The 25,281-nt window shown below is 59.2% G+C and carries 29 protein-coding genes and 2 pseudogenes; 12 read left to right on the top strand and 19 right to left on the bottom strand.

Annotation, left to right across the window (positions count from 1 at the left end; genetic code table 11):
* The first annotated feature begins 45 nt into the window (after positions 1–45).
* Together AC0QUY_RS26360 and AC0QUY_RS26355 are read left to right on the top strand one after the other, a co-directional pair.
* Entirely contained in the window at positions 46–495 is a 450-nt protein-coding gene (locus tag AC0QUY_RS26360) for a baeRF12 domain-containing protein (RefSeq protein ID WP_475389131.1), read from the top strand.
* Positions 496–617: 122 nt separating this feature from the next.
* Positions 618–1,436, top strand: coding sequence for a universal stress protein (locus AC0QUY_RS26355; RefSeq protein WP_475389129.1), 819 nt, complete (start codon positions 618–620; stop codon positions 1,434–1,436).
* Positions 1,437–1,758: 322 nt separating this feature from the next.
* Here AC0QUY_RS26355 and groL read toward each other — a convergent pair whose 3' ends face one another.
* From groL to AC0QUY_RS26325, 6 genes and pseudogenes are all read right to left on the bottom strand, one after another.
* Positions 1,759–3,381 (bottom strand): chaperonin GroEL, encoded by a 1,623-nt coding sequence (gene groL, locus AC0QUY_RS26350; RefSeq protein ID WP_475389127.1) that lies wholly within the window; start codon positions 3,379–3,381, stop codon positions 1,759–1,761.
* A gap of 94 nt (positions 3,382–3,475) precedes the next feature.
* The gene (locus AC0QUY_RS26345) at positions 3,476–4,018 is read right to left on the bottom strand and encodes an Hsp20/alpha crystallin family protein (RefSeq protein WP_475389125.1); all 543 of its coding nucleotides are present in this window, start codon (positions 4,016–4,018) and stop codon (positions 3,476–3,478) included.
* Positions 4,019–4,085: 67 nt separating this feature from the next.
* Complete coding sequence (locus AC0QUY_RS26340) at positions 4,086–4,376, bottom strand: hypothetical protein (protein WP_475389124.1); 291 nt, start codon at positions 4,374–4,376, stop codon at positions 4,086–4,088.
* Positions 4,373–5,026 (bottom strand): BON domain-containing protein, encoded by a 654-nt coding sequence (locus tag AC0QUY_RS26335; protein WP_475389123.1) that lies wholly within the window; start codon positions 5,024–5,026, stop codon positions 4,373–4,375. Before AC0QUY_RS26335 ends, AC0QUY_RS26340 begins: the two co-directional genes overlap by 4 nt.
* 170 nt (positions 5,027–5,196) lie before the next feature.
* Positions 5,197–5,482 (bottom strand): annotated as a pseudogene (locus AC0QUY_RS26330) (ATP-binding cassette domain-containing protein); the annotation flags it as partial.
* Between the two features lie 18 nt (positions 5,483–5,500).
* Positions 5,501–5,953, bottom strand: a complete 453-nt coding sequence (locus AC0QUY_RS26325; protein ID WP_475389122.1) for a P-loop nucleotide/nucleoside kinase family protein — start codon at positions 5,951–5,953, stop codon at positions 5,501–5,503.
* Positions 5,954–6,618: 665 nt separating this feature from the next.
* Between AC0QUY_RS26325 and AC0QUY_RS26320 the strand changes: the two genes are divergently transcribed.
* Positions 6,619–7,050 (top strand): hypothetical protein, encoded by a 432-nt coding sequence (locus tag AC0QUY_RS26320; RefSeq protein WP_475389121.1) that lies wholly within the window; start codon positions 6,619–6,621, stop codon positions 7,048–7,050.
* A 36-nt stretch (positions 7,051–7,086) separates the two neighbouring features.
* Here AC0QUY_RS26320 and AC0QUY_RS26315 read toward each other — a convergent pair whose 3' ends face one another.
* Together AC0QUY_RS26315 and AC0QUY_RS26310 are read right to left on the bottom strand one after the other, a co-directional pair.
* Positions 7,087–8,070, bottom strand: a complete 984-nt coding sequence (locus AC0QUY_RS26315) for a zinc-dependent alcohol dehydrogenase family protein (protein WP_475389120.1) — start codon at positions 8,068–8,070, stop codon at positions 7,087–7,089.
* A gap of 31 nt (positions 8,071–8,101) precedes the next feature.
* Positions 8,102–9,052 carry a universal stress protein gene (locus AC0QUY_RS26310; RefSeq protein ID WP_475389119.1) on the bottom strand — a complete coding sequence of 317 codons (951 nt, stop codon included), beginning with the start codon at positions 9,050–9,052 and terminating at the stop codon, positions 8,102–8,104.
* 111 nt (positions 9,053–9,163) lie between these two features.
* Here AC0QUY_RS26310 and AC0QUY_RS26305 point away from each other — a divergent pair, with 111 nt between their 5' ends.
* Positions 9,164–9,643, top strand: coding sequence for a CBS domain-containing protein (locus AC0QUY_RS26305; protein ID WP_475389117.1), 480 nt, complete (start codon positions 9,164–9,166; stop codon positions 9,641–9,643).
* 120 nt (positions 9,644–9,763) lie between these two features.
* On the opposite strand, the gene AC0QUY_RS26300 is transcribed toward AC0QUY_RS26305, so the two are convergent.
* From AC0QUY_RS26300 to AC0QUY_RS26280, 5 genes are all read right to left on the bottom strand, one after another.
* Complete coding sequence (locus AC0QUY_RS26300; RefSeq protein ID WP_475389116.1) at positions 9,764–10,006, bottom strand: DUF6894 family protein; 243 nt, start codon at positions 10,004–10,006, stop codon at positions 9,764–9,766.
* 171 nt (positions 10,007–10,177) lie between these two features.
* Positions 10,178–11,371 (bottom strand): acetate/propionate family kinase, encoded by a 1,194-nt coding sequence (locus AC0QUY_RS26295; RefSeq protein ID WP_475389114.1) that lies wholly within the window; start codon positions 11,369–11,371, stop codon positions 10,178–10,180.
* Between the two features lie 35 nt (positions 11,372–11,406).
* On the bottom strand, positions 11,407–13,827 hold the full coding sequence (locus AC0QUY_RS26290) for a phosphoketolase family protein (protein WP_475389113.1): 2,421 nt from the start codon (positions 13,825–13,827) through the stop codon (positions 11,407–11,409).
* A gap of 129 nt (positions 13,828–13,956) precedes the next feature.
* On the bottom strand, positions 13,957–14,124 hold the full coding sequence (locus AC0QUY_RS26285; RefSeq protein WP_475389112.1) for a hypothetical protein: 168 nt from the start codon (positions 14,122–14,124) through the stop codon (positions 13,957–13,959).
* 28 nt (positions 14,125–14,152) lie between these two features.
* On the bottom strand, positions 14,153–14,878 hold the full coding sequence (locus AC0QUY_RS26280; RefSeq protein ID WP_475389110.1) for a CBS domain-containing protein: 726 nt from the start codon (positions 14,876–14,878) through the stop codon (positions 14,153–14,155).
* Between the two features lie 127 nt (positions 14,879–15,005).
* Here AC0QUY_RS26280 and AC0QUY_RS26275 point away from each other — a divergent pair, with 127 nt between their 5' ends.
* On the top strand, positions 15,006–15,374 hold the full coding sequence (locus AC0QUY_RS26275; RefSeq protein WP_475389109.1) for a hypothetical protein: 369 nt from the start codon (positions 15,006–15,008) through the stop codon (positions 15,372–15,374).
* A gap of 74 nt (positions 15,375–15,448) precedes the next feature.
* Here the strand turns inward: AC0QUY_RS26275 and AC0QUY_RS26270 are convergent.
* The 6 genes and pseudogenes from AC0QUY_RS26270 to fixL all read right to left on the bottom strand — a co-directional run.
* Positions 15,449–16,004, bottom strand: a pseudogene (locus tag AC0QUY_RS26270) (MBL fold metallo-hydrolase RNA specificity domain-containing protein); the annotation flags it as partial.
* Positions 16,005–16,193: 189 nt separating this feature from the next.
* A complete protein-coding gene (locus tag AC0QUY_RS26265; protein ID WP_475389107.1) occupies positions 16,194–16,394 on the bottom strand; it encodes a hypothetical protein in 201 nt (66 codons plus the stop codon).
* A 512-nt stretch (positions 16,395–16,906) separates the two neighbouring features.
* Entirely contained in the window at positions 16,907–17,596 is a 690-nt protein-coding gene (locus tag AC0QUY_RS26260; RefSeq protein WP_475389106.1) for a helix-turn-helix domain-containing protein, read from the bottom strand.
* A 114-nt stretch (positions 17,597–17,710) separates the two neighbouring features.
* Complete coding sequence (locus AC0QUY_RS26255; protein ID WP_475389173.1) at positions 17,711–17,965, bottom strand: response regulator; 255 nt, start codon at positions 17,963–17,965, stop codon at positions 17,711–17,713.
* A 212-nt stretch (positions 17,966–18,177) separates the two neighbouring features.
* Positions 18,178–18,795 carry a response regulator FixJ gene (gene fixJ, locus AC0QUY_RS26250; RefSeq protein ID WP_475389105.1) on the bottom strand — a complete coding sequence of 206 codons (618 nt, stop codon included), beginning with the start codon at positions 18,793–18,795 and terminating at the stop codon, positions 18,178–18,180.
* Positions 18,785–20,317: a sensor protein FixL gene (gene fixL / locus AC0QUY_RS26245; RefSeq protein WP_475389103.1), complete on the bottom strand. Its 1,533-nt coding sequence runs from the start codon at positions 20,315–20,317 to the stop codon at positions 18,785–18,787. Before fixL ends, fixJ begins: the two co-directional genes overlap by 11 nt.
* 201 nt (positions 20,318–20,518) lie before the next feature.
* Here fixL and AC0QUY_RS26240 point away from each other — a divergent pair, with 201 nt between their 5' ends.
* From AC0QUY_RS26240 to AC0QUY_RS26210, 7 genes are all read left to right on the top strand, one after another.
* Positions 20,519–21,346 (top strand): universal stress protein, encoded by an 828-nt coding sequence (locus tag AC0QUY_RS26240; RefSeq protein ID WP_475389101.1) that lies wholly within the window; start codon positions 20,519–20,521, stop codon positions 21,344–21,346.
* Positions 21,347–21,425: 79 nt separating this feature from the next.
* Positions 21,426–21,866 carry a CBS domain-containing protein gene (locus tag AC0QUY_RS26235; RefSeq protein WP_475389099.1) on the top strand — a complete coding sequence of 147 codons (441 nt, stop codon included), beginning with the start codon at positions 21,426–21,428 and terminating at the stop codon, positions 21,864–21,866.
* A gap of 427 nt (positions 21,867–22,293) precedes the next feature.
* Positions 22,294–22,500, top strand: coding sequence for a hypothetical protein (locus tag AC0QUY_RS26230; RefSeq protein ID WP_475389098.1), 207 nt, complete (start codon positions 22,294–22,296; stop codon positions 22,498–22,500).
* Positions 22,501–22,691: 191 nt separating this feature from the next.
* On the top strand, positions 22,692–23,297 hold the full coding sequence (locus AC0QUY_RS26225) for a DUF6448 family protein (RefSeq protein ID WP_475389097.1): 606 nt from the start codon (positions 22,692–22,694) through the stop codon (positions 23,295–23,297).
* 64 nt (positions 23,298–23,361) lie between these two features.
* Entirely contained in the window at positions 23,362–23,592 is a 231-nt protein-coding gene (locus AC0QUY_RS26220; protein WP_475389095.1) for a hypothetical protein, read from the top strand.
* Positions 23,589–23,813, top strand: coding sequence for a hemerythrin domain-containing protein (locus tag AC0QUY_RS26215; protein WP_475389094.1), 225 nt, complete (start codon positions 23,589–23,591; stop codon positions 23,811–23,813). Before AC0QUY_RS26220 ends, AC0QUY_RS26215 begins: the two co-directional genes overlap by 4 nt.
* A gap of 89 nt (positions 23,814–23,902) precedes the next feature.
* Positions 23,903–24,973 (top strand): NAD(P)-dependent alcohol dehydrogenase, encoded by a 1,071-nt coding sequence (locus AC0QUY_RS26210; protein WP_475389092.1) that lies wholly within the window; start codon positions 23,903–23,905, stop codon positions 24,971–24,973.
* Positions 24,974–25,281 lie beyond the last annotated feature (308 nt).

Below are 25,281 nucleotides of genomic sequence, written 5' to 3'. Positions count from 1 at the left end.
CCGGCTACCGAAGAGACGCCGCGCAATCCTGAGGAGTGTACGAACATGTTGAAAATTCCGCATAACGCGTTGGTGTTTGTCGGTGACGGCCGGAAGGCTTTGTTTCTTCGAAACGACGGCGATGCGAAAGTTCCAAATCTCAGAGCCGAGAGAGTATTTGAGGCGGAAAACCCACCGACCCATGAGCAGGGTAGCGATCGGCCAGGGCGGGTAAGCGAGGCTGCCGTGGCCGGTCGCAGAAGTGCCGTCGAGCCGACCGACTGGCATGACATCGAGGAGCAGCGGTTCGCGCGGACTGTCGCAGCGGCCATGGAGCAACTGGTCCGAAAAAGCGAGACGAAGGCGCTCGTCGTGGTAGCGCCGCCAAAGGCGTTGGCTGAATTGCGAAGCGCGTTCCACCCCGACGTGAAGGCTTGCATTGTCGCCGAGATAAACAAGGATCTGACCAAGCACTCGATCGGAGAAATCGAAAGGCATCTCTCGAGCGATTTGTGAACTTCAGACTATGCAGTCGGGGACACGAAGCTCGCATCGCACGCAGATTTGATCTGGCTCAAGATGGCCGCTCCCGGACGTGGACGTAATTGCAGGTGTGATCGCCAAGGGTGGAGACTGTTATGTCCTACGCAACGCTGATGGTCTGGGTCAATGTGGACCACGTCTCGAAGCAGTTGGTCGGCATCGCTGCGGGTGTAGCAGACAAATTCGCGGCCAAGCTGCTGGGCTTGTCAGCTCTTGCGATCATGCCGCCGTTTGTCGCCGATGGTGTCGTGATCGTCGATAACGCGACGGAATTTGATATCGCCAAGATGAAAGCCAGTCTTGCGGAAGCTGGTAACAAGTTTCAGTCAGCCGCCGGAGCTGGTCGCCAGATTGAATGGCGGTCAGCCTTGGAGTTTCCCACGCAGACGTTGATCGACGAAGCGCGACGTGCTGATTTGATCTTGGTCGAGAAAGGAAAATCGGGCGATATCTATCGGACTGTCGACGTTGGCGCCGCTATCCTGGGAGCCGGCCGTCCTTTCCTGGTGGTACCCGCAGCAGCGAAATCCCTGGCGGCTGACCATGTCGTGGTCGGATGGAAAGATACGCGCGAGGCGCGGCGAGCGGTACAGGATGCATTGCCGTTCCTTCACGAGGCGAAACGCGTAACCATCATGGAGATATGCGGGAAGGACCAGATGGATGCCGCGCGCCATCACCTTGATGATGTCGTTCGCTATCTGGCGCAGCACAGGATTAAAGCTGAACCCCGGGTTGAAATACAGGCCCATGGATCTGGTGCGGATCAGATCATTGGACTGGCTGAGGACGAAGGAGCCGATCTGCTGGTGACTGGTGCCTACGGCCACAGTCGAGTCAACGAGTGGGTCTTCGGCGGAATGACCCGCGATCTGCTAACGTCCAGCCCGATCTCTTGCCTGATGTCTCATTGAGGCGACGAATTGCGAGGGCATATGCGATACTCTGGTTCAGGAAAATGTTCTGAAATTGCGCCGCCTCCGACGAAAAGGCGCACTCCGCCATCAGAGCAGACCGCCGAAGCGTCGGGCCTGATTGAAAGCGAACAGGTCGACGTCGAACGGGAAGCGCCCTTTGAGGGAAACGAGTCCATCGAGCGTAGCGCGCCGCGCGAAAATCCGGGCCCACCGGCGTTTGAAGATTGAACAGTAGGCCAGCCAGGGACGAGCTTGGGTCAATGAAACTTACCAAAGCTGCCTCAGCTATGGCTATGAGGTGACCGGCACCTTTCGCAGATCACATTGCCATCTCCGGCTCGACCGGCCGCTCTCTCTTCGCCTCCGGTATCTCCGTCATCGTCGCCTCAGTCAGCAACAGCACGCTGGCGACTGAAACCGCATTTTCCAATGCGGTGCGAACTACCTTAGCCGGGTCGACGATGCCGGCCTCGACCAGATCGACATATTCCTTGCGCGCCGCATCGAAGCCAAAATTGCCCTGACTCGCAAGCATCCGCGCAACAACCACACCGCCGTCCACGGCGGAATTCTCCGCGATCTGTCGCGCCGGCGCTTCGAGCGCTCGTTTTAAGATCTGAATGCCGGTCTTCTCGTCGCCCTCGCACGCAGTTTCTTCCCGAGCGACCGCCTCTATACACCGCAGCAACGCGAGGCCCCCGCCTGGCACAATTCCCTCGGCCACCGCGGCCTTGGTGGAACTGATGGCGTCATCCAGGGCTTCCTTCTTCGCTTTCATCTCCGCCTCGGTCGGAGCTCCGACGCGGATCACGGCAACGCCGCCGGCCAGTTTTGCAAGTCGTTCCTCAAGCTTTTCGCGATCGTAGTCGCTGGTGGTTTTCTCCATTTCCCGCCGAATTTGCTGAATGCGGGCGTCGATCTGCACTCGATCGCCGCCGCTGCCGATCAATGTTGTATTTTCCTTGTCCGCGACTACGCGCGCGGCACGCCCAAGTTGTTGCAGCGTCACACTCTCGAGCTTCAATCCGATATCTGCGGAGATTACCTGTGCACCGGTCAATATTGCGATGTCTTCCAGGATTGCTTTGCGACGATCTCCGAACCCGGGTGCTTTGACCGCGAGACCCTTGAGAACGCCGCGAAGCCGATTGACCACCAGGGTCGCAAGTGCTTCTCCCTCGATATCCTCGGCGATGATGAGCAGGGGCCGGCCCGATTTGGCAACCTGCTCCAAGACAGGAACAAGATCCGCCAAGCCTCCAATCTTGTGGTCGCATAGCAGCACAAACGGGTCCTCAAGAACCGCTTCCATGCGCTCCGCGTCGGTGACGAAGTAGGGCGATATGAATCCGCGGTCAAACTTCATGCCTTCGACGACATCCAGTGTGGTTTCTGTCGTCTTGGACTCTTCAACCGAAATCACGCCGTCGCCGCCGACCTTTTCTATGGCGTCGGCGACCAAGGCGCCTACTGCGGCGTCATTGTGAGCTGAAATAGTTGCGACCTGTGCCTTCTCCGCTTTGGTCTTTACCGGGCGGGACATAGTATGCAGCGCTTCGATCGCGACGCGCGCCGCCCGATCCAGTCCACGCTTGAGATCGATGGCGCTGGCGCCCGCCACGACGTTACGCACGCCATCGGCGAGAATGGCGTGCGCAAGGATGGTGGAGGTGCTGGTGCCATCGCCGACGACGTCGCCGGTTCTCTCGGCAGCCTGACGAAGCACCTGGGCGCCGAGGTTTTCTTCAGGATCCTTTAGATCGAATTCCTTGGCAATGGTCACCCCATCATTACAGACGATCGGCGCACCCCAGTTCTTTTGAATCAGAACTGATTTCGACTTCGGTCCCAACGTCACACGCACCGCATCGGCAAGAAGCGTCGCCCCCCGCAGAACCTTCTCGCGGGCCGCCGAATGAAATAGGATTTGCTTATGTGCCATTTCGCAGCGTCTCCTGGGCTCAAAATCAAACAAAAGAGTAGCGATTGCAGCGGCCTCACCGATTAAGTGTGATGCGGTGAGGCCAGCAGTTGGCTTACTTGACGCTTACGGGGATCGTCTTCTGCTTCTTCTGCGCTTCCTGCGATTTCGGCAGGTTGACAGTAAGAACGCCGCTCTTAAAGCTCGCTTCGATCTTGTCGGCGTCTACACCGCTGGGTACCTGCAACGACCGGCGGAACGAGCCGTATCGGCGTTCAGAGACGTAGCGGTCCTTCGTCTTCTCTTCCTTCTCTTCCTGCTTTTCGCCCTTGATTGTCAGGACGTTGTCGGAAAGCTGAAGGTCTATGTTCTTGACGTCGAGGCCCGGTAGTTCGGCCGTCACTTCGAAGGCTTTCTCTTTCTCGACGATATCAATGGCCGGTGTGACGTCGAGGCCGAAATCACGGCGCCAGAACGGCTCGATGTCCAGGAACGACCGGTGGGTTGGTGCCTGGAGGAATCCGGTTTGGAAGTCGTTGAACAGCCGGTCTACCTGACTGCGCAGCGCTTCGAAGGGGTGCCAGTCTGAGGTCTTACTGACCTGCGGCGCCGAAGTCGCATCGGACTTGATGGGCAACTTGGTGGCAGCTTCCGCCATGGCAAATACTCCTTTGGGGTTGATAGACCTTAAGAGAATAGGCCCGGCAAAGGGGGGCTCTTTGATCTCAATCAAACAAAGAAGCGTTCGAAAATTGGGTGGCATTTTCGAACATTGAAATGGAACCAGCGATGCGGCAGAGGCAGGAGAAACTCGGACGGCCGATGCGCATGATGATATTCTTGGCATGGTGGAGGAGATGAAGCGATTGAGAAAGCGCCGATCTGGCCTTGTTCGCCAGAGTCTGCGGCCTCGAATGACGACGGCGGCATGCCGTGTTCGTCATGGCGATAAAGCGTCTAAGGATGGGCATGCTTGCGGCATCCTGGACGAGGATGCCGCAGGCGAGGCTATTCAAGCAATCTTAAGGCGATCCTCGACGGATACGACGCCTGGCGCCGACCACGCCGCGTTCTCAACGGCCCGACGTTCATCCCAGTTGTCGACCTTCCCTTCAAGCACGATCTTGTTGCCGTCTTTCACGATGACGCGGATCGCATTGGCTTCAACCTCGGCGTGGCGCTTGAGAGCGGATTCGATCCTGCTCTTTATATTCGAAGAGTCGACGTCGGGCTGCTTGATCGTAATCTTGTTTGTTACGCCGCACACTCCGGACAACTCGCGGATGTCGTCTTCGGCCGCGGTCTTGCTATAGTTCCAATCAACGCGGCCGGTTAAAGTGACCCAGCCATCTTGAACCAGCACATTTACCGTGTCCTTGGGAATGAGGACGTCCCAGTTCAGTATGTCGGAAGCGCGCTTGGCAAGCTGATCGTCTGCGGTCTGTTTCTGAAACGGATAGCGCACCTCAATATTCTCGGCGACGGCGTGGACACCTTTGACACGCTGCACCGCGGCGATGGCCGCAACTTTTTCCGCGTAGCTGTTGACGTGCCCGCTAAGGCTAACGACATTCTTGTCGACAGCAACGCCAATGTGCTCTCCGTCGAATCTCGGGTCGAATTCCAATTCGTCGATAATGTCTTGCCGAAGTTCAGAGTCGGTCACGTTTGCCTCCATCATTAGGTTGGGAGGAAACATGATCTGCTCATCTGCGGGGATCGACTTTGATCCGAGTCAAGGTGTCGGCATCGTGGGCTACCGGCCTGACGATCCTCCGTCCTGTCGAGCCGATTGGCCATATGTTTCAATGAAGAATTGGGGCGGACGCCAAGGTTTCATCCTTCCAGTCGGCCATCCACCACGGGGACCCGTCGGTGCATCTGCGAAGCGAGACTGAGTCGTGTGTGACTGCGACCACCGCCTTGCCGCGAAGCGTTACCAAATCCCGAAGGATTTGAAATACCCGGGAGGTTGCCGGAGTATCCAGGCTGCCAGTCGGCTCGTCCGCAAGAATTGCCGGCGATCGTTGGCAAACGCACGTGCCACAGCAACGCGTTGCCGCTGTCCGCTGGACAATTGATCGGGCGTCTTGTGGTGATGATCGCTGGCCAGGAGGTGGTCGGGGTGGGCCTTACAGGATCACCGTTCATCGCGTCGCGGACTAACAGCAATACCCGGCTGGCATAGTTTCAGTGTATCCTCCGGTTCGCCGGACGCATCGATGAGTGTCCAGTCCAACGCGCCGATATCGTATTGTTCCTGAAGTGCTGCGATCTCAGGGGTGGCGTCGGAGGTGTCGTCGCGGCGGTGACCGATGCGGCGCTGCCTCGTCGCGAGGTCGGTCTGAAGATAGAGACCGACGAACCCAACGCCTAACTTGCGCCCGACATTGCCGATCGCGGTTCGTTCCCGTTGGTCGGCAAAGACCGCGTCGACAACAACGGAATGACCCTGCGAAAGAATGCGAACTGCGCGTTGTGCAAGCTCTTCGTAGATCTGCTGCGTAATCTCCGGTTGGTATGCGCTCTTGGGGAGCCGTTCGGTTTCGTTGGCGTGAAGCAATTGTTTCCGTAGAACGTCGCTGCGTAACACGACGGCGCCCGGATCCGGTCCACGCCAGACGCGAGCGCTCGCGCCAGGACAGATTTTCCGGTCCCGGACAGGCCGCCGATTGCAACTAGCATTGGCGCAGCAGGCCGGATCAATCGAAGCGCAAGTTCAAAGTAAGCACGGGCGGATTGCCTGATATCGGGCTTGTCGTGACAAGTTGGGGCAATACGGGCAAGTATAACGTTGGCGCGGATGGCGGCGCGCAATGACATGAATAGAGGAAGCGTCCTGAGCACATCGAGGTTTTCAAGGGGCGTTCTGCCTAAATAGCGGTTCAGAAGGCCGTTCGCCGCGGCGTGCCGGTCGTACCTCATGAAATCCACCAGAGGAAATGCAAGATCATAGAGCACATCGGTGGATGCGATCGTTGGGTCGAACTCGATTGCGTCGAATAGAACGGGCTGTTCCTTGATCAAAACAATGTTCGCCAGATGGAGATCGCCGTGGCATCGCCGTATGAATCCTGCTCGGCCGCGCTGTTCCAATAGCCCACAGATCCGGCTAAATGCTGAATGAGATGCGTCTCCGAGGTAGTCGATGTCGGGCTCGGGGAAGCACGCCGCGGTACGGAATGCCGTTGTATTGCCGGCGATAGTACCCGGAATCGACTGGATCCAAGGCTCGGCCGGCACGAGCGGTGCAGCGATGTGCGAGTCCGCGATCGCATCGGCAATGGCGTCAATGAGGTCAGGAGTCGGCGGACCGGCTTCCGCGAGATGGTCGATGGTCCGGCTTTCGTCGAAACGGCTCATCTCGACCGCATATTCCACCGGCGTTCCTTTGCCGTCGATGCTCAAAGAACCCTGGCTGTCTTGAGTGATTGGGATAACCCGGCGGTAAATCTGCGGCGCGAACTGACGGTTTATTGCTATTTCCTGGTCGCAGGCCACCTTTCGCTTCGCCAGCGTCGAATAATCGAGATAAGGAAAACGGATTGCGCGCTTGATCTTGAGCGCGCGTTCGCCTTCGAGAAACACCGACGCTGCATGGGTGTCAATCCGGCGAACATGCGGATGGAGAGCGGGGTCCGTAAGAAATGCAAACACGCGCTCCTGGACGCGCGAATCGGCTGGCATTGAGTTTTGTGCTGTGACCGGAGTTGTCATGTCGAAGATCTAGGGTTGGAGGACTGCCGCACCCAAAATCCGACCTGTCCGCAGCTGTTCAAGCACTTCATTGGCCTCGACAAGCGGAAAAGCCGTTGTCTGGGTCCGGAGTCCGGCCTGAGGTACAATCTTGAAGAAATCCAGCCCGTCCTGGCGTGTCAGGTTCGCGACCGACACCAGTTGCCGCTCCTGCCAAAGCAGACTGTAGGGAAAGCTCGGAATATCGCTCATATGAATCCCCGCGCATATCACTCGGCCACCCTTGCGCACTGCACGCAACGCAGCCGGCACCAATTGTCCTGCGGGGGCATAGATGATCGCGGCGTCGAGAGGAGTTTCAGGCAGTTGGTCCGATGCTCCGGCCCACACCGCGCCCAAACGACGGGCAAAGTCCTGCGCCACCGCGTCATCGGGGCGCGTGAAGGCGTAGACAGACCGGCCCTGCCAGCGCGCAACTTGTGCGACGATGTGCCCGGCTGCTCCGAAACCATAAATACCCAGCCGCTCGCCATTGCCTGCCATTGCAAGCGAACGCCAGCCGATTAACCCGGCACACAACAGCGGAGCGATCGAAACATCGTCGCCGAGTTCACCAAGCGGGAAAGCATAACGGGCATCGGCAATGGTGTGCGTGGCGAAACCGCCGTCCCGCGTATATCCCGTAAACAACGGACGGTCGCATAGATTCTCCATGCCCTCTTTGCAGAAGCGGCAGATGCCACAAGTGTATCCAAGCCAAGGGATTCCGACCCGGTCGCCGATCCTGTGCGTCTTGACGTTGCTCCCGACGAGGTCAACGCGGCCGACGATTTCATGTCCTGGAACGATTGGGTATTTGATGCCAGGCAGTTCTGCGTCGACGACGTGCAGGTCGGTTCGGCAAACTCCGCACGCGCTTACCCTGACGCGAATTTCCCCGTCGCGTGGAAGCGGGTCATCGCGCTCCTGAAGCCGGAGAAGCGAGCCAGGAGAGGTGAGAGCCATCGCTTGCAAAATAATTCTCCCGCTTCCACGCTCCCAACCGTCAATGGGACATCAGGGTCGGCACCGTCATGGATTGAAGCATGCTGCGCGTGACGCCACCCAGAATTCGCTCCTGCAGGCGCGAATGACCATAGCCACCCATTACGATCAGATCGAGGCCGTCGTCGGCCGCGATCGATAGGATGGCCGGCTGAATGTCGGCGCGGTCGGCATCCATTCGTTCAATCCGGGCATTCATGCCATACCGCACCAGATGGGCCGATACGGCTTTCGTGGACGCTTCAGCCGGAGCCTGAGCTTCGTTGATACTGATGATGGTGACAGCCTCCGCGCGAGCCAGGAACGGCGCCGCGTCGCGAAGCGCGCGTGCGGCGAGGCGGCTGCCGTCCCACGCGATACCGATCCGCTTGGCTACAAAGGGGCCTTTGTGCGTATATGGAATGAAGAGGACCGGGCCACCCGATTCGAACAGTATTTCCTGCGGCATGATGTTGTCGAACGTGTCGCGATCAGGCTCGGGTTGTAGCACGATCGTCAAATCGTGCAGCCGTGCCAAGGCGCTCACAGATGCCGCGGCTTCTACCGGGACGCTTGCGATTGGCTGGCAATTGTAGGCGATACCGGCGTTGCGGGCTTCGGTTTCAAATACGGCAAGCGCGGCATTGGCTCGCGCCAGCGCGCGTTCCCGTTCGATCTCGAAGACCTCGGCTACCGCTGCGCCGCCAGCCGCAACGGGGAATCCCACGCTAGTAATTTCATATCCGACCGAAACAGCGCGGAGATGGGCAGCGTGTGAGACCGCCAGCGAGATTGCGCTGTCGACTACAGGGCGTATCCTCCGCTCCGACGGAATATAAACCAAGAGTTTCTTCAGCATGATCGCTCTCCGCTTTTCATAAACGGCGGTCGCCGTTGCATCCGCTCTTTCAGTAAAAGCCAAAGTCGGGGCCGCGGTTTGATTCAGCTCAAGTCGGCTTAATTTCGTGCGCATAGCCTCCAAATAGCTATCGGTGGCGTGAGCTTCCGGGCTATGCAGGTCAAATTTGGCGCAACGGACCACGGCGTGATGCAGCGCAGCTCATATCGTTAGAGAGATATTCCAATGAACGTAACCGATGTCATGCGTCGCTCGTTCGCAATGATCAAATCCGATGCGCCGCTTCTGGACGCCGCGCATTTGCTCCTGGAGACCAATCAACGCGGTCTGCCGGTAGTTGACCAGGAAGGGTCGTTGGTCGGCATAATTTCGGAAGGCGATTTCGTGCACCGGAGCGAGCTTGATATCGGCATGCCGGCGGGAAACTGGCTCGAGAAATTGCTTGGGATCGAAGGAGACACGCCCGCTCGCCGACGAATGTGTGCCAGTTTGGTTCATGAAGTCATGACGCGCGATCCCGTTTGCGTCGAGGGGGAAAGTGCCCTCGACGAGGTCGTTGCATTGATGGACGCGCGTCATATTGCACAGCTGCCGGTCGTCTGCGGCGGCACGGTGATCGGCGTCATTGGCCGCGTCGAATTGCTGGCTGCGGTCGCTCGCGTGTTAAGTTCAGCAACGGAGGAAGGCGTCGTGGCGGCTGCCTAACCGCACGAGACCGTAGCCATGCACGCGAGCGGCCGAACGTATCAAACACGTCTTCGGCCCACGAGCAGACGGCGTCGCAGCTTTCGCGGGGGCTGTTTTAGAGCACGGATGACGGCGCGCTCACGTGCTGCGCGACGGAGGCGGCTTAATGGCGTCCGGGTAAACCGGTTCTCGATGAATTTCAGTGCCGGACTCATTGAGCACAACAACACAGAGATTGTCGTCCTTGGCCGGATGTTCGTGGCTGAACCTGCGCGCGAGTGTTTTGCTGTGCTCGATCGCTTGTGAGTCCGTTCGAAATTCAAGTCCTGCCCGATCCCTGATCGGTACTCCGTCCTTCATGTCAAAATAATAGGTTTGCATCGGCCTCTCTCGGGACGGAAAATAACGCGGCCGGATGCCCCCAAGTCCGCAGAGTCCGAGAGCATCCGCAAATCCAGCGTCAAGGGATGTAGGCTCCGAATCTATCAGCCGCCAACCTCCCTTACGTAAATTTAGATTAACGGAAGCAGTGGCAGAGAAGCTTGTCCTAGATCAATTGGCAGCCTGGATGGACGGCGATCGCAATATCTCCGAGCAATGGTGCGCGATCATGGTCTCCTCGCTGGTAGGAATGACACGAACGTCAACCCTGCTGTTCTCAGTGTTGATACATTCGCTCGCCTGATCATTTGCCGAATGATCGATCCGCACTCCCAGCCAGTGCAGCCGTTCGCATATTTGCTGCCTTATCTCTGCACCGTTTTCGCCGATGCCGCCGGTGAAAACGAGGCAGTCCAGCCCGCCCAGCGTATTGGCCATAGCGGCGACTTCCCTGGCGACGCGAAACGTGAATAGCTCGATCGCCTCGGCAGCTCGCGGATCGTCGCTGGCGAGCAAAACACGCATGTCGGCGGAAAGGCCGGAGACGCCGAGCAACCCGGAGTCCTGATAAAGCGTGCGCTGGAGGTCATTGAGTGACATGCCCTGTTGCTGAAGGTACAGAAGCACGCCAGGATCGATGGCGCCCCCGCGCGAGCCCATCATCAATCCGTCCAGCGGGGTGAGGCCCATGGTGGTATCGAGGCTTGTGCCGTTGCGCATGGCACAAAGGCTCGCTCCGTTGCCGAGATGCGCCGCCACGGTGCGCTTGCCTGCCAGGATCGGTGAGATCTTGAACAGACGGTTAGAGATAAACTCAAAGGAAAGTCCGTGAAAGCCAAAGCGGCGTATCCCCATCTCTTCGAACCGCCGCGGAATTGCAAATCGGCTGACGGGTGGCGCGAGGGTATGATGGAAGGTGGTGTCGAAGCAGGCAATTTGCGTGAGACCGGGCCGCAGCGACCTGATGGCCCGCATGGGCGACAAGCAGCGCGGTTGGTGCAAAGGCGCAAGCGGCGTCAGGGCAGCCATCGCGTCGATGGTCTTGTCGGTGACTTCGGCTGGACCGTCGAAATCACGTCCGCCGTGAACGACGCGATGCCCGATGGCGGCTAACGTGCCGCCGGCGAGATAGTCATTGCTCCAATTCAGGACATCGGCCAGCAGGGCTTCGCCGTTATCCGCCGGCGCAAGACGCTTCTCGAACAAGTGATTACCGGCGGCGTCGGTGACGGTGAAGCCTGGCTTGGCTTCGTCTTCATCGAGCAGGCCTTTGTAAAGCAAGCGCGGCTCAGTCCCCGAAATATCGAACAATCCGAATTTGATGCTGGAGGAGCCGGCATTCAGGACCAGGACGGCGTCGGACATCATCGATATTCCTGAGGTGACAGGCGAGGCAATCGTCAGTCCCCAACTGGGGCCGAAGTTTGCCCAGCCGCGTTGCTTGGCCAGACCCAGTTACGAATTTGCGGCATGTCTTCGCCGTGTTCGCGGACGTAGTGCGAATGTTTGATCAGTGCATCGCGAAGCTGCTGCTTGATATGGGCCGCGGCGATGCCGAGGTCGGGAACGCGTTCGATGACCTCGATCGCCAGATGAAACCGGTCCAGCTCGTTCAGCACCACCATGTCGAATGGCGTCGTGGTAGTGCCTTCTTCCTTATAGCCGCGGACGTGCATGCCGGCGTGGTTGGTCCGGTTATAGGTCAGGCGGTGGATCAAATAGGGATAGCCGTGATAAGCAAAGATCACCGGCCGATCACGGGTGAAGATGCCGTCGAAATCGCGATTGCTAAGGCCGTGGGGATGTTGCTCCTTCGGCTGCAACGTCATCAGATCTACCACGTTGACGACGCGGATTTTCAACTCAGGCAAGGATCTTCGAAGCAGGTCTACCGCGGCCAGGGTTTCTAGCGTTGGAACGTCGCCGGCACAGGCCATCACGACATCCGGCTCGGAGCCTTCGGTTTCACTACCAGCCCATCTCCAGATTCCAATGCCTGCGTCGCAATGCGTCGCTGCCTGCTGCATGGTCAGCCATTGCAGCGAGGCCTGTTTGCCAGCGACAATCACGTTGATCCTGTTATAAGTCCGCAGACAATGATCGGTGACCCAGAGCAGGGTATTGGCGTCAGGTGGAAAGTAGATGCGTACGATGTCGGCCTTCTTGTTGGCGACGAGATCGACAAAACCAGGATCCTGGTGGCTGAAGCCGTTGTGATCCTGCTGCCAGACGTGTGACGTCAGGAGATAGTTGAGCGAGGCGATTGGGCGGCGCCAGGGCAGGCTCCGCGAAACCTTCAGCCACTTGGCGTGCTGGTTGAACATGGAATCCACGATGTGGATGAAGGCCTCGTAGCAGGAGAAGAGGCCGTGTCGGCCGGTGAGCAGGTATCCTTCCAGCCAGCCCTGGCAGAGATGCTCGCTCAAGACCTCCATCACGCGGCCATCCTGCGACAGGTGAACATCGTAAGGCTCAATGCTCTCCATCCAGACACGTTCGGTCACCTCGAACACCGCGTCGAGGCGGTTTGAGGCGGTTTCATCCGGCCCCATGATGCGAAAGTTCCGCGCCTCGGCGTTCAGGCGCAAGACGTCGCGAAGGAAGCCTCCCATCGTGCGCGTTGCCTCGGCCTTGACGCCACCAGGCCGGGGCACATCGACGACATAATCTCGAAAGTCCGGCAGCTTCAGGTCGCGCTTCAACGATCCGCCGTTGGCATGGGGATTGGCGCCCATTCGCCGCTCGCCGGTTGGCGCAAGGGCCTGCAATTCGGGAAGCAGGCGACCGGTGTCATCAAATAGAGTTTCGGGCCGATAGCTGCGCATCCATTGGTCAAGCAGCTCCAGATGCTTGGGATTTCCGCGCGGATTGGCGATCGGGACCTGATGTGCCCGCCAGAAACCCTCAACCTTTAAGCCATCGACTTCCTTCGGGCCGGTCCAGCCCTTGGGGCTGCGGAGCACGATCATCGGCCATTTCGGGCGGTCGTTCGTCTTGCGTCCATCGCGCGCGGCTCTCTGGATCGTACGAATGCGCTCAATTGCGTGCTTCAATACGTCGGCCATCTGCCGATGCATCAGTCTGGGCTCGTCACCTTCCACGAACAGCGGTTCGTGGCCATAGCCGGTAAAGAGCTGACGAATCTCTTCGTCGTCCATCCGGCCGAGCACGGTTGGGTTGGCAATCTTGTAGCCGTTGAGATGAAGGATCGGAAGAACCGCGCCGTCATGGACAGGGCTTAGGAACTTGTTGGAATGCCATGAGGCTGCGAGCGGCCCGGTCTCGGATTCGCCGTCGCCTACCACGCAGGCAACGATCAGGTCAGGGTTATCGAAAGCCGCGCCATAGGCGTGCACCAGCGCGTAACCGAGTTCGCCACCCTCGTGGATCGACCCCGGCGTCTCCGGGGCGGCGTGACTGGGGATGCCGCCCGGGAAGGAAAACTGCCGGAACAGACGTCGCAGACCATCGGTATCCCGAGTGACATCAGGATAGATCTCGCTGTAGGAGCCTTCCAGATAGGTATTAGCGACCACGCCAGGGCCGCCATGGCCGGGCCCGCAAACGTAAATGACATTGAGATCCAGGGCACGGATCGCACGATTGAGGTGAGCGTAGATAAAGTTTAGCCCAGGTGTCGTCCCCCAATGTCCCAGCAGGCGCGGTTTGACGTGCTCTGGCCGTAGCGGTTCCTTCAGTAGCGGATTATCGAGTAGATAAATCTGACCGACCGACAAATAGTTGGCGGCGCGCCAGTAGCGGTCAAGCAAGTTCAGGTCGTCTGTAATCGGCAGCTCATCGTGTGCCCTTGTCGTTCCCATCTTGATCCCTCCCGGACAGCCTGCATATCAACCGGATCGAAGGCCGATCGATCCGTCCGTTAAAAGCAAAGATCCGCATTGATGGTCGGCGCGGCGAGCAGAGAAAAGTTGCGTTTGGTGTGCTCCCATCTAGAGTTCGCGTCGCGCTTTCCATGCCACGGCGATGGCAGCGGCGCCGATGATCAACGTGATCATTATCAAAGTTTGCATGATGCCAAAATTCAAGGCGTCGCGCGCGACGAACAGCGAGGTGATCGTCGCTGCAACGACCGAGAGGAGACGAAGGAGCCAAGCCATTTGCAAGTCTTTCCGTGTGGCAACGGCGTCAGCTCGCGGCCTTCATATCTTCAGGCGATTCCGTGTAAAAGCCCGACCAGGTATCGACAAAGCACAGATGGTCATGCACCTCCTTGACGCCCGCGATGTTTTCCGCCGCGACGATCGCAGCCCGGCGCGCGATGTCGTCGTTGATGATGAGGCCGTGCAGGTGAACGACGCCGTTGCGGACGGCGACCTGAAGCCCGGTCGGCCGCCAGTCGGTGGCTTTTAAGGTTCGGATAATCCGGTCGCGGATGTGTTCATCATCCGCTGTGGGATCCGGAATCTCCCTGGCCATGCTGGCCACGGCTCGAAGCAGATTCGCACGGGTGATAATGCCGACCAACTTGTCGTCCCGCAGCACCGGCAAGCGCTTGATGCCGCTCTTCTCCATCAGGTGCACCAGTTCATCCAGCGACGTATCTTCGTCCGCGGTGACGGGATCACGGGTCATGACGTCTTCGACTTTGCGGCCGCGTTCATGGATGAAGTCGTTGGCAGAGTGAGCCGGGCTGAGAAAATACTGAAGCCAGCGCGGCCGTTTCCGCTGGGTGCCGATCTCCGAACGTCGCAAGAAGTCGCTTTCCGAGACGATGCCGACGAGCGTGCCAGATGCATCGAGCACGGGTAGCCCGCTCACATGATTTTCGAGCATCTTATGGGCGGCCTCGAGAATCGGCGTCTCGGGCAGCACGGTGATGGCGTTTCGGGTCATGATCTGGTGTGCGCGCATGGTGATCTCCTTTCTTGGAAATATAGGGAAGTGAAGGAGGTCATGTTTGATCTTCATCAAAGGAGCCAACTCCGGGGCAGCCTAAACACGTCGTGCCAGCAAGGTACAAACGTAAAAGGATGATGCTATGTCAGACGTGTCTGAACAAAGTCCCGGGACCAATGAGCCGCTCGCGACTGACGCTGACTCGCAACTTACCAGGGCGAACAAATATGCGTTCTCTCTTTGGGCGGGCTCACAGAACGTGCTGCTGGACGAGATGATATTTGCCGGAAATGAATTTCTCGAACGCGCAATTGCGGAGACACGAATCTTCAACGAATTCATCCACAAGCTGGCGGAAGCGCACTCGGTTAAGGACCTGGGGACGATGTACCAGGAGTGCACCAAGCATCAGCTAGAGTTCATACGCTGCGATACGGAGCGACTCCTGAAACACACCAATCGAGTGATCGACAACACCTCGAAACTTGTCGAAGCCTGGCGGCAGAACTGAACGCTCTGCTCCACCGTTCTTGAGCGGGGCAATGGATTCTTTAGTCGTCAGGGATGCACGATATTCCGGTCAAATATGTCATTGTGCCAATCCAGATTGGTAACCGCCTGCGGCGTGAGCCGACGGCGGCGGTGTGGTTTGTCGATCAGCGTCGGCGCAGGGCCCGAAAGCTCATAGACATCATCTAGAACCGGCTTAAAAAGCATGGCGGTTGGGATAACCCGTTCTGCGACGCGCTCTGCCAGCCCGGCGATTGCCTGCTCCTCGCCGTGCAGCAGAAAAACGCCTTTTCGGATGGGGCGGCGTGCTGCGATCCATCTTGCGAGTTCTCGGCCGTCGGCGTGGCCGGAATAGTCGTCGATCATGCGGATACGAGCGGCCGCCTTGATCTCGTCACCCTGGATGCGAACCGCTTGAGTACCGTCTTGCAGAAACCGGCCGAGCGTTCCGTTCGGCTGAAAGCCAACCAGCAGTATGTGGCCCGGCTATTCCATGACCAATGCTTTAGATGGTGCCGGATTCGACCGGCGTCGCACATACCGCTGGCGGCGATGATGATGTGGAAGCCTGTGCGTTTCGCGATCGACTTGCTCTCGTCGACGTTTCCGTGAACCGGAGGTGCGGCGAACTACCTGAGAACGGCGCGTCCATACTACCACAAGCGGTATCGGACAATCGCTCGTCTGGTCGTCAGCGCAAAAGGAATAGCGCGAAGGCGTTGACGCCGACTAGGAGAGTGGTGCTCGCCACAGTGAGCCCAAGAAACACGTCACTCGCGGAGAGAATTGTCATTGTATGCCTCCTGCTATAGCGCTGGTCCTATTGGAGGCTCGGGCGATCTTCAATATCGTGGTGGAACAATGCAGCGACCTTTCGCGCGCTGGAAAGAACTAGATAACGGCGGCGAGAGGCGCGGGATCGATCAAGGTCAAAATCGACGATCCGCTGCGAAGTCAGACGATCCGTGTCGGCGTAGGAGCTGGGTTGCGAACTGAAAGCATTTGAAAGTGCCGTGATCATGGAAGCCTCCTTGTTTGGCCGCTCATCGATGCCTACGTCCAGTTCTTCTTTTTCATATCCTAACGAGTCCGCTTTCGAAATTCGGGTGGATTGCTTAAGGGCCTCTACGAATGATATCGGGCGATATCATCTGCCTCGCGCTCAACGAGGGCTGGCCGTTGTTCGCCTTCGCCGGCATCTGGACCACTGCGGCATGTGGCGTGGTCACGTGCCTCGGTCAAATCGGCCATTGCCCGGACGATAGATGTCGCCAAGCAAAGGTTGTGCTAGATGCACGGGATTCCTGATGGGGCTTTGCATGCAGAGCGTTCGAGGTGAAGGCGGCCGACTTTTCATCGTAGACAATGGAAGGTAGCGGATTCGATCTCCCGGAGTGTCGCCGCGAACACTCGCGATCGGCACACGTCCAAACAAGAGGAAGCCCCTAGCAATGCGTCAGCATTGCTCGGGACTTGCAGCGGGTTTGGCGTCAACGGCGGCAAGAGATGAGCCGCCGTTGAAAGCTCGATCAATCAGACGTCCATATTGCGCAAGCGCTGGCGGTTGCGGAGCACGATCTGCCGGGCGCCGGAAAAGCCGAGCACGCCTTCATCGTTCAATTGCGACAGTGCTCGTGACACCGTTTCAAGCGTGAGGCCGAGATAGTCGCCGATATCGCGACGGCACATAGGCAGCGCCATCATGCCGGCGACAGCAAGTCGTCGATCCATCTCGAGGAGGAACGTAGCGACGCGCTCCATGGCCTTCTTGCGTCCGAGAAGCAGCATGTGCTCTTCGGCGTTCTTGAGATCGCTTGCCGTCATGGTCCAGAGCTTGTGAGCGACTTGAACATCGGTGCCTGCGGCCTGGTCGAGGCTGCGGCGCTTTACCAGGCGCACCGTCGTGTCGGTGATGGCTTCGGCCGCCAGGCGGTGGGTGGCGCCGGATTCCAGGCCAAAGACGTCGCCGGGCAAGTGAAACGCGCCGATCTGGCGCCTGCCGTCGGAGAGGAGTTTGTAGGTGCGGACGGCGCCGCGGATAACCTGGTAGACATATTCCGCCGGCTCATCCTCGCCATAGATTTCTTCGTCCTTGCGGTAGGTGAACTCGGTGGCGATCAGGCCGGCATGCCCGGCGAGGCCGCAAAAGGCTTCGACAGGGGCAAACGATCCAGGAACGACCCGGTTGACGTTGAGGGAAGCGGCGGTCGATTGGGTGAGCATTTGAACCATCTCCTCTGCGGCGGATGGCGTATTGGTAAATGGAACAGACCCGCTCGAAAATTTCGCTCGATGCCTTAAGGGCAAGCCCGTACGTAGAGTCCCGGAGGTCAGGGATTATCGCGCGAACGCCCGGGAATCGCTGCTGATCGCGTCCCAGATATGGCCGGAGAGGCTGTTCTCGACATGCGGCTTGACCAGCACATGCCGGATGCCGGCGGCTGCGGCCTTGGCTGGAATGGACGTGTCGGGGTGACCGGTAATGAGAACGATTGGCGTATCGATGTCGCGTTCCCGCGAGAGACCAGCGAGGTCAAGGCCACTCATGCCCGGCGTCCTGTACTCGATCACCAAGCAATCGGCTCCGCCCATCGTGATGGCGTTCAATAGCGAGTCGGGGCTGCGAAATGTACGGACTGAGAAACCCTCGGCTCCAGCAGGAATCGGAGCGAGACGAGCACGTCTGTATTGTCGTCGACGACGAAAACGAGGGGCATTCTGGTGGAATTAATCGGCTTGCGGACCGACTATTCGGTCCAAGACCCAAACATAAAACCTGCCAGTGTCGTCAGGCTTGATTCAGCTCAATCTTTCAGGGCGCCTGCCCGCATGGCCAAGCGGACCAGTTCCGAAAGGCTGGAAGCCTGCATCTTGGTCATCACATTAGCTCGGTAGATTTCGATAGTGCGAGGGCTGATATTGTAATCGCGTGCGATCATCTTGTTGGAGAGGCCGGCCGCCAATCCCTCCATCACCTGCCGTTCGCGCGGGCTCAGCGAATTGATCCGCGCGACGATATCTTGGGTCAACGCCTCATCGCGCGCGCCAGTCTCGGCCTGCTGCAGCGCGGCGTCGATTCTAGCTACCAAGCGGTCGTCCTCGAATGGCTTTTCAAGAAAGTCGATCGCGCCGAGCTTCATGGCCTCAACGGCGAGGGGGATGTCGCCGTGGCCGGTCATGATAATCACAGGCAAGGGAGCGCGGCTCAGCTTGATGCGCTTCAACAGCTCGATGCCGTCGATGCCGGGCATGCGGATGTCAGAGACCACGCAGCCGAATTCGATCGTGGAAAGCGTATCCAGAAAATTCTGCGCCGTTTCGAACAGGCTGACTTCAAAGTTGGCAGAATCGAGCAGGAATTGCAGTGAATCCCGCACCGCTCCGTCGTCGTCAATGACATAGACATGTCCTCTATGTGTCATCGGTCAAGCTCTCGTTGGGTGCGGCCGGTAGCGTGAAGCGAAAGGTCGCTCCGCCTGCGTCGTTGGACTCTGCCCACATCCGCCCGCCGTGGGCCTCGATGATGGAGCGGCTGATGGAGAGTCCAACCCCCATGCCGGCTTCCTTGGTGGTGAAGAACGTCTGGAAGAGGTTTTTCTCGACATCCTCGGGAAATCCATGTCCGGTATCGGACACCGAGACTTCGATCATGTCGTCGTCGACGGGCCGGTTTGACGCGATCAGCTCACGCCTCGTGGATTGCGCCATCGCCTCCAGAGCGTTGCGGAACAGGTTGACCAGGACCTGCTGGATCTGGACGCGGTCGACCAGGACCAGGTCATATTGCGGGTCCAAGCCGGAGCGGATCCGCACGTCCTGCTCGCGTGCGCCGGCGAGCCCTAGCGCACCAGCTTCCTCGATCATCTTCGAGAGCCGCTCCACGCGCTTTTCCGATTCGCCTCGGGCGACGAAGTCGCGCAGTCTCCGGATAATCTGACCGGCGCGGATCGCTTGCTCGGCGGCGCGGTCCATCGCGTCCTCGATCTTAGCCCGGTTCGGAGCGCTGTCGGCCAGCAGCCGGCGCGATCCCTTCATGTAGTTACTGATGGCAGCCAGCGGCTGGTTGAGCTCATGCGCGAGCGCAGAAGCCATCTCGCCCATTGCGCTGAGGCGAGAGATGTGGACGAGTTCAGTCTGCAGTTCCTGCAGCCGCGCCTGGGTCTGCTGATGCTCGGTGAGGTCACGGACGAAGCCGGTAAAATAGGGGTTTCCACCAGATTGCATTTCGCCGATCGACAGATGCATCGGGAAGGTGGCGCCGTCCTTGCGCCGACCGGTCACAATGCGACCTATGCCGATGATGTGCCGCTCGCCGGTCGCGCGATAGCGCGCCATATAGCTGTCATGGCGCGAGTGGTCGGGATCTGGCATAAGGATGCTGACGTTCTGTCCAATGGCCTCTTGCTCGAGATAGCCGAACTGCCGTTCCGCAGCGCTTGAAAAGTATTGCATGACGCCCTTGCCGTCGATGACGATCATGGCGTCGGGGATCGTCTCCAGGATCGACTGCAGGTGGCGTTCGCGCGTGCGAAGGTCTTCCTCAAACCGCTTCTCCTTGTCGATATCGAGCACGACCCCGGAGAGGTGGGAGGGAGCACCATCGTTGTCTTCGGTGAGGCTGCCGCGGGCACGGACCCAATGGCGGCGGCCGTCCTGCCGCTTCAGACGGTAGGAGAGGTCGAGAGGGACGCCACTCTCAATCGTCTGTGAAACGGCAAGTTCAGTGCGTTCGCGATCATCGGGTTCAAGGAGCGAGAGGAACAGGTCATAGGTAATCGGAATGCCTTCGGAAACGCCGAACAGTTTTCGCGCTGCATTCGACCAAAAGAGTGCCCTGGTGGCCAGGTCGAGATCCCAGCCGCCAACGCCGGCGCCCTCTGCCCCCAGCCGAAAGCGCTGATCATGGGTACGGGCGTCAGGCGGTGATGAAGCCGGGCCGGTCAACGGACTATCCAGGTTGGGCCGCGTAAGACGGCTTGGGGCGACGGTTCCCGATTATGGTCCGAATGACCCGTCCCCTCAAGGGCGGGGCTGCGACCGCTTGGCGCGCATCGGGTCATTGCCCGGCGGCCCACACCGCTAGCTCAGCGCTGCCTGAGACGGCTCCTGTACAAGGACATCATGGTCCGATCGCGGGAGAGTAGAATGGCGTTTGCTACGGTCATGGTTTGCTTGGCACTCGATCAGCCGAACGGGGCACGGCTTGAGGTCGCGGCTCAGCTCGCGGAGCGATTTGGCACCACCGTGATCGGGGTTGCCGCCGCCGAATGCGAGCCGCCGCTCTATCTCGCTGATGGCGTGCCAACCGATCGGCTGATTGACCAAAGCCGGCTCGCCATCAAGAACCGGCTCGCTGATCTCGAGGCCGAATTCCACGGTGCGATGCACAATCGCGCCACACAGGCCGAATGGCGTGCGGCCGAGGATTTTCCGACCCCATATATCGTTGGCCAAGCGCGCGCCGCCGATATTCTCGTAGTCGGGGCATCGGCGGGAAAAAGCGGCCCCGGCGACGCTTTTTCTCAGAGCGATCCGGGCGACCTCGTCATGCAAGCCGGACGGCCATCGCTCGTCGTCCCCGAATCCTGTGAGTGGCTCGATTTGCGCAGTGTCGTGGTTGCATGGAAGGATACAGCTGAAGCGAGGCGGGCGGTTGCCGACGCCCTGCCGATTCTGAAAGCTGCAAAAGAGATCACGATTGCAGAGGTGATCGAGGAGCAGAACGAGTGGGACGCCGCATGGGTGCGCCTGCATGATGTTTCGGCCTGGTTGGCGCGCCATGGCGTGCAAGCTTTCGAGCGGGTGGAGCGCGGCGAAGCCGCGCCGCAGCTCGAGAAAATCGCCTCAAGCCTGGCCGCCGGTCTGATCGTTGCCGGCGCCTACGGGCATTCCCGCCTACGTGAATGGATTTTTGGCGGCGTGACGCAGCACCTCATCTTGTACCCCAGGCGCTGCTCGCTGCTGTCTCGTTGAGGAAATTTTCTTGACCTCGATCAATATGTCTGCCGCCCCGTATGCTTGAACTGATCTTGAACGAAAGCGAGGGTGCACCTTGTACAAATTCCTCGAACAGATCGTTGCCGACTACATGACCCGCGAGCCGAGGACGGTCGCGCGCAACATGACGATGCGCGAGCTCGGCGAGCTCTTCGAGAAGGATGACTTCAACGCCTTTCCCGTCACCGATGGCGGGCAGGTGCTCGGCATCGTCTCAAAATTCGACTACCTGTCCTGCTTCGTCTTCACGCCAGCGCGCATGATTCCGCGCTACCACGATCTGATGCAGCGTACGGCGGCCGATGTGATGACTGCAGAATTCATCTATGTTGCGCCGGACACGCGGCTGACGCGAGTGCTCGAACTGATGGTCAATCACCGGCTCCGCAGCATGCCCGTACTCGAAGCGGATCAGCGGCTCGCCGGCATGATTTCCCGGGACGATATCATGCGCGCGCTCCAGGATTGCGCCGCTGCGGGAGTGGCGCAATCCTGATCGAGAATGTTCCGTGAACGTCGGAGCGAGGTTCAGCCCGCCTTTGCCCAATGCTCGCCTTCCGGCGCATACAGGCTGGCCGGCTTCGGCCCTGCCTGTATTAACCGATCCGAACTTTGCGTTCCGTTAGTTTTCCGGGGCGCAATTCGTCCAGTTGTTTGCGCTAATCAAGTCAACTTTCCTGCGCTCGAGTGAAAGTAGCGAACGCCAAACCGCTCGACGATCGAGTTGTCGCGAGGACCGGGGTTCCGGACAACTCTCGGACCTCGCTTTTCTCCTTTCTTAGGCGTGGGCCAATGTCACATCACAACAGCAATAAGCACCGCCATCCTCAAATCTTCCTCCATGAGAAACCTGATGAGCTTGAAGCCGAAGAGGCCGCGTCCATTCATGCTCGGACAAGACCGGGACTCTAACCGTCAACCAGATGACCGTACGGGCATTCACGTTCGGCCGCGATCGCTACGCCGTGTCGGGCGAGGGCTATGGCGCTGAAGGGAAGATCGCCCGGGCGTCCGGCGGAAAGGTTCCTGACCTTATGCCATTGCTGGTGCCTGCTGTCCTTTCCAACGTCAGCGAGATCAGAGAGGAGCAACTGATCGGCGAACTCATAAACGCCGGGTGGCGCCAATAAGCGGAAATCTGCTGCGCGACCCGCCCTTCGGGGTCGAGCCAGGAACGGTCATTCTGACGAATATGTTGCATACCCAGCCGGCAAGGAACGGCGTTCACGCCCATTGATTCAAATCAATTCGCCAATCGCATAAACGCGCGAATAAACAAGACATTTATACCCGCGTGCAAACATCAATCCAGGAGTGCAGCATGACTAAGCTTAAGATGTTGATCGCTGCAATCGTTGCCGCCGGAATTATGTTTGGCGCACAGAGCGCGCAGGCTCACTGCGATTCACTCGACGGGCCAGTCGCAAAAGCCGTTCAAAAGGCGCTTGAAACCGGGAATATCAATCCGGTGTTGGCCTACGCGCCGGCAACGGCCGAGGCGGAAATACGTGCGGCGTTTGAGAAGTCGCGCAAGGTGCGCGGCCTCGGGGCCGATGCACGGGAGCTCGCGGACCAAGCCGTCATGGAGACGGTGATTCGACTGCACCGCGCCGGCGAAGGCGCCGCGTATACGGGGCTAAAGCCCGCCGGCATCGACTATGGGCCAGTAATTCCGGCTGCGGAGCATGCGGTAGAAACCGGCGATCTGGCGAAGCTCAAGGCAGTGCTCATGGAAAAGATCGAGCATGCGTTGAACGAAAGACTCGCGCACGTGCGCGAACTCCAGAAGGCACCTCTGGAGCCCAAGACCGCCGCCGAAGTGCCGCACAGCCGGGAGCGCGTCAGCGCAGAACTCGGCTTTATTACCTTCGCCGAGAACCTGCACCAGGCGGCGCTCGGAAAAGGCGCCGAGCAGCACGCTGATTAACGTCAAAGATACTTACTAAAGGCCGGGCGCTTGGCAGCGCTCGGCCCGTGACAACGAGAGAGCCATGAAGTTCCAGATACCGCCTTCACTAAAGGCCGAGCACGAGGAACTACACAGCGACTTGGCGCGCGCAACCAAGGCCGGCGGACGCACCGGCGAAGCGGCAAAAGCCGTCGCCAAACTGATGCATCCGCATTTCGTCAAAGAGGAAGAGTGTGCCTTGCCGCCGCTTGGCCTGCTCGGTGCGCTGTCGAAGGGTCAGATCGAGTCCGGTTGGGCGAGGCACTCAAGATGACCGACAGGCTCGAAGCCGAACTGCCGCATATGCTCGCCGAGCACAAGGACATCGTGACGGCGCTCCAGGGTTTGGTTGAAGCCGCAAAGGCGGAAAACAAGCTAGAATACGTGCACTTCGCCGAGAAGTTGATGGCACATGCCCGCACTGAAGAAGAAGTGTCCTATCCGACGGCATTGCTGATCGGTCGATACCTCAAAGCCGCCCTGCCTGGGCCTTAAGGTCCAGGCCGCCTGACGGTTTGAGGATCAAGCAAACGTGCGAGAGCACGGCAGCGGACCGTGGCGGCTAAACGGAGGGAGGTACGTCCATGAAAATGAAAGCAGCCATCTTCGTCGAGCCGGGGAGGATCGTGCTGGACCAGAAACGGATTCCCGATGTGGGGCCACTCGATGCCCTGGTCCGCATCACCACCACGACCATCTGCGGCACCGACGTCCACATCCTGAAGGGCGAGTATCCGGTCGCAAGAGGACTGACCATCGGGCACGAGCCTGTCGGCGTGATCGAGAAGCTCGGCTCGGCGGTGCGGGGCTACACGGAAGGACAGCGGGTGATTGCCGGCGCCATCTGCACCTCAGGTCACAGCAATGCGGCGCTGTGCGGTTGCCATGCCCAGGACGGGCCCGGCACGAAGCACGGCTGGAGGGCCATGGGAGGCTGGAAGTTCGGTAACACTATCGACGGCACGCAGGTCGAGTACGTGCTCGTGCCCTACGCAATAGCGAATCTCGCACCAGTTCCGGATGGCCTGAGCGACGAGCAAGTGCTGATGTGCCCAGACATCATGTCCACCGGATTTTCTGGAGCGGAAAGCGGAGCCATTCGCATTGGTGACACGGTCGCTGTTTTTGCCCAAGGCCCTATTGGCCTGTGCGCGACCGCCGGTGCACGACTAATGGGCGCGACCACCATCATCGCCGTCGATTCCGTGCCCGCCCGCATGGAGATGGCCCGTCGCATGGGCGCTGACCACGTGGTGGACTTCACCAAAGCAAATCCGGTGTCGGAGATAATGCGGCTCACCGATGGTCGCGGGGTCGACGTGTCGATCGAGGCTCTCGGACGTCAGGAGACCTTCGAGGGGGCGCTACGCGTGTTGCGACCCGGCGGCACGCTCTCGTCCTTGGGCGTCTACTCGGGCGACCTTAAAATCCCGCTCGATGCCTTCCTGGCCGGGCTTGGGGACCACACCATTCGGACTACGCTTTGTCCGGGCGGCAAGGAGCGCATGCGCCGTCTGATGGAAGTGATCGCATCGGGGCGGGTCGATACTCGTCCCCTCGTTACTCACCGCTTCAAGCTGGACGAGATCGAGAGGGCTTATGACCTATTCGCGAATCAGCGGGACGGAATGCTGAAGGTGGCAATCACGCCGTGAGAGCATCAGATTTGTCGGGACACGGTAGTGAGGCGAGGGTCCCCCAAGCATCTGAAATAGGCTGACGCTGACGACTAGCTCGAACTTTCCGCATGCTGCTCGCTTTCAATACGGCGCCAGCAGGTTTGCGCGCATTCGAAGGACGACCGAGTACCTTTGCCGAGATGGGCCAGCCGTTCCGGCAACCGCCAATTTCGCATCTATAGGGAACTAGAGCACGCCGTTTTGGCTAAGTGGATGCTTCGCGTGCCACTTTGGGCCCGGGCCTCGCATGTAGTGACGCTCGGGCGGATAGGGATCGCGGGCAG

The organism is Bradyrhizobium sp. WYCCWR15520 (assembly GCF_056174665.1).
This window is presented reverse-complemented; position numbering and strand designations above follow the sequence as displayed.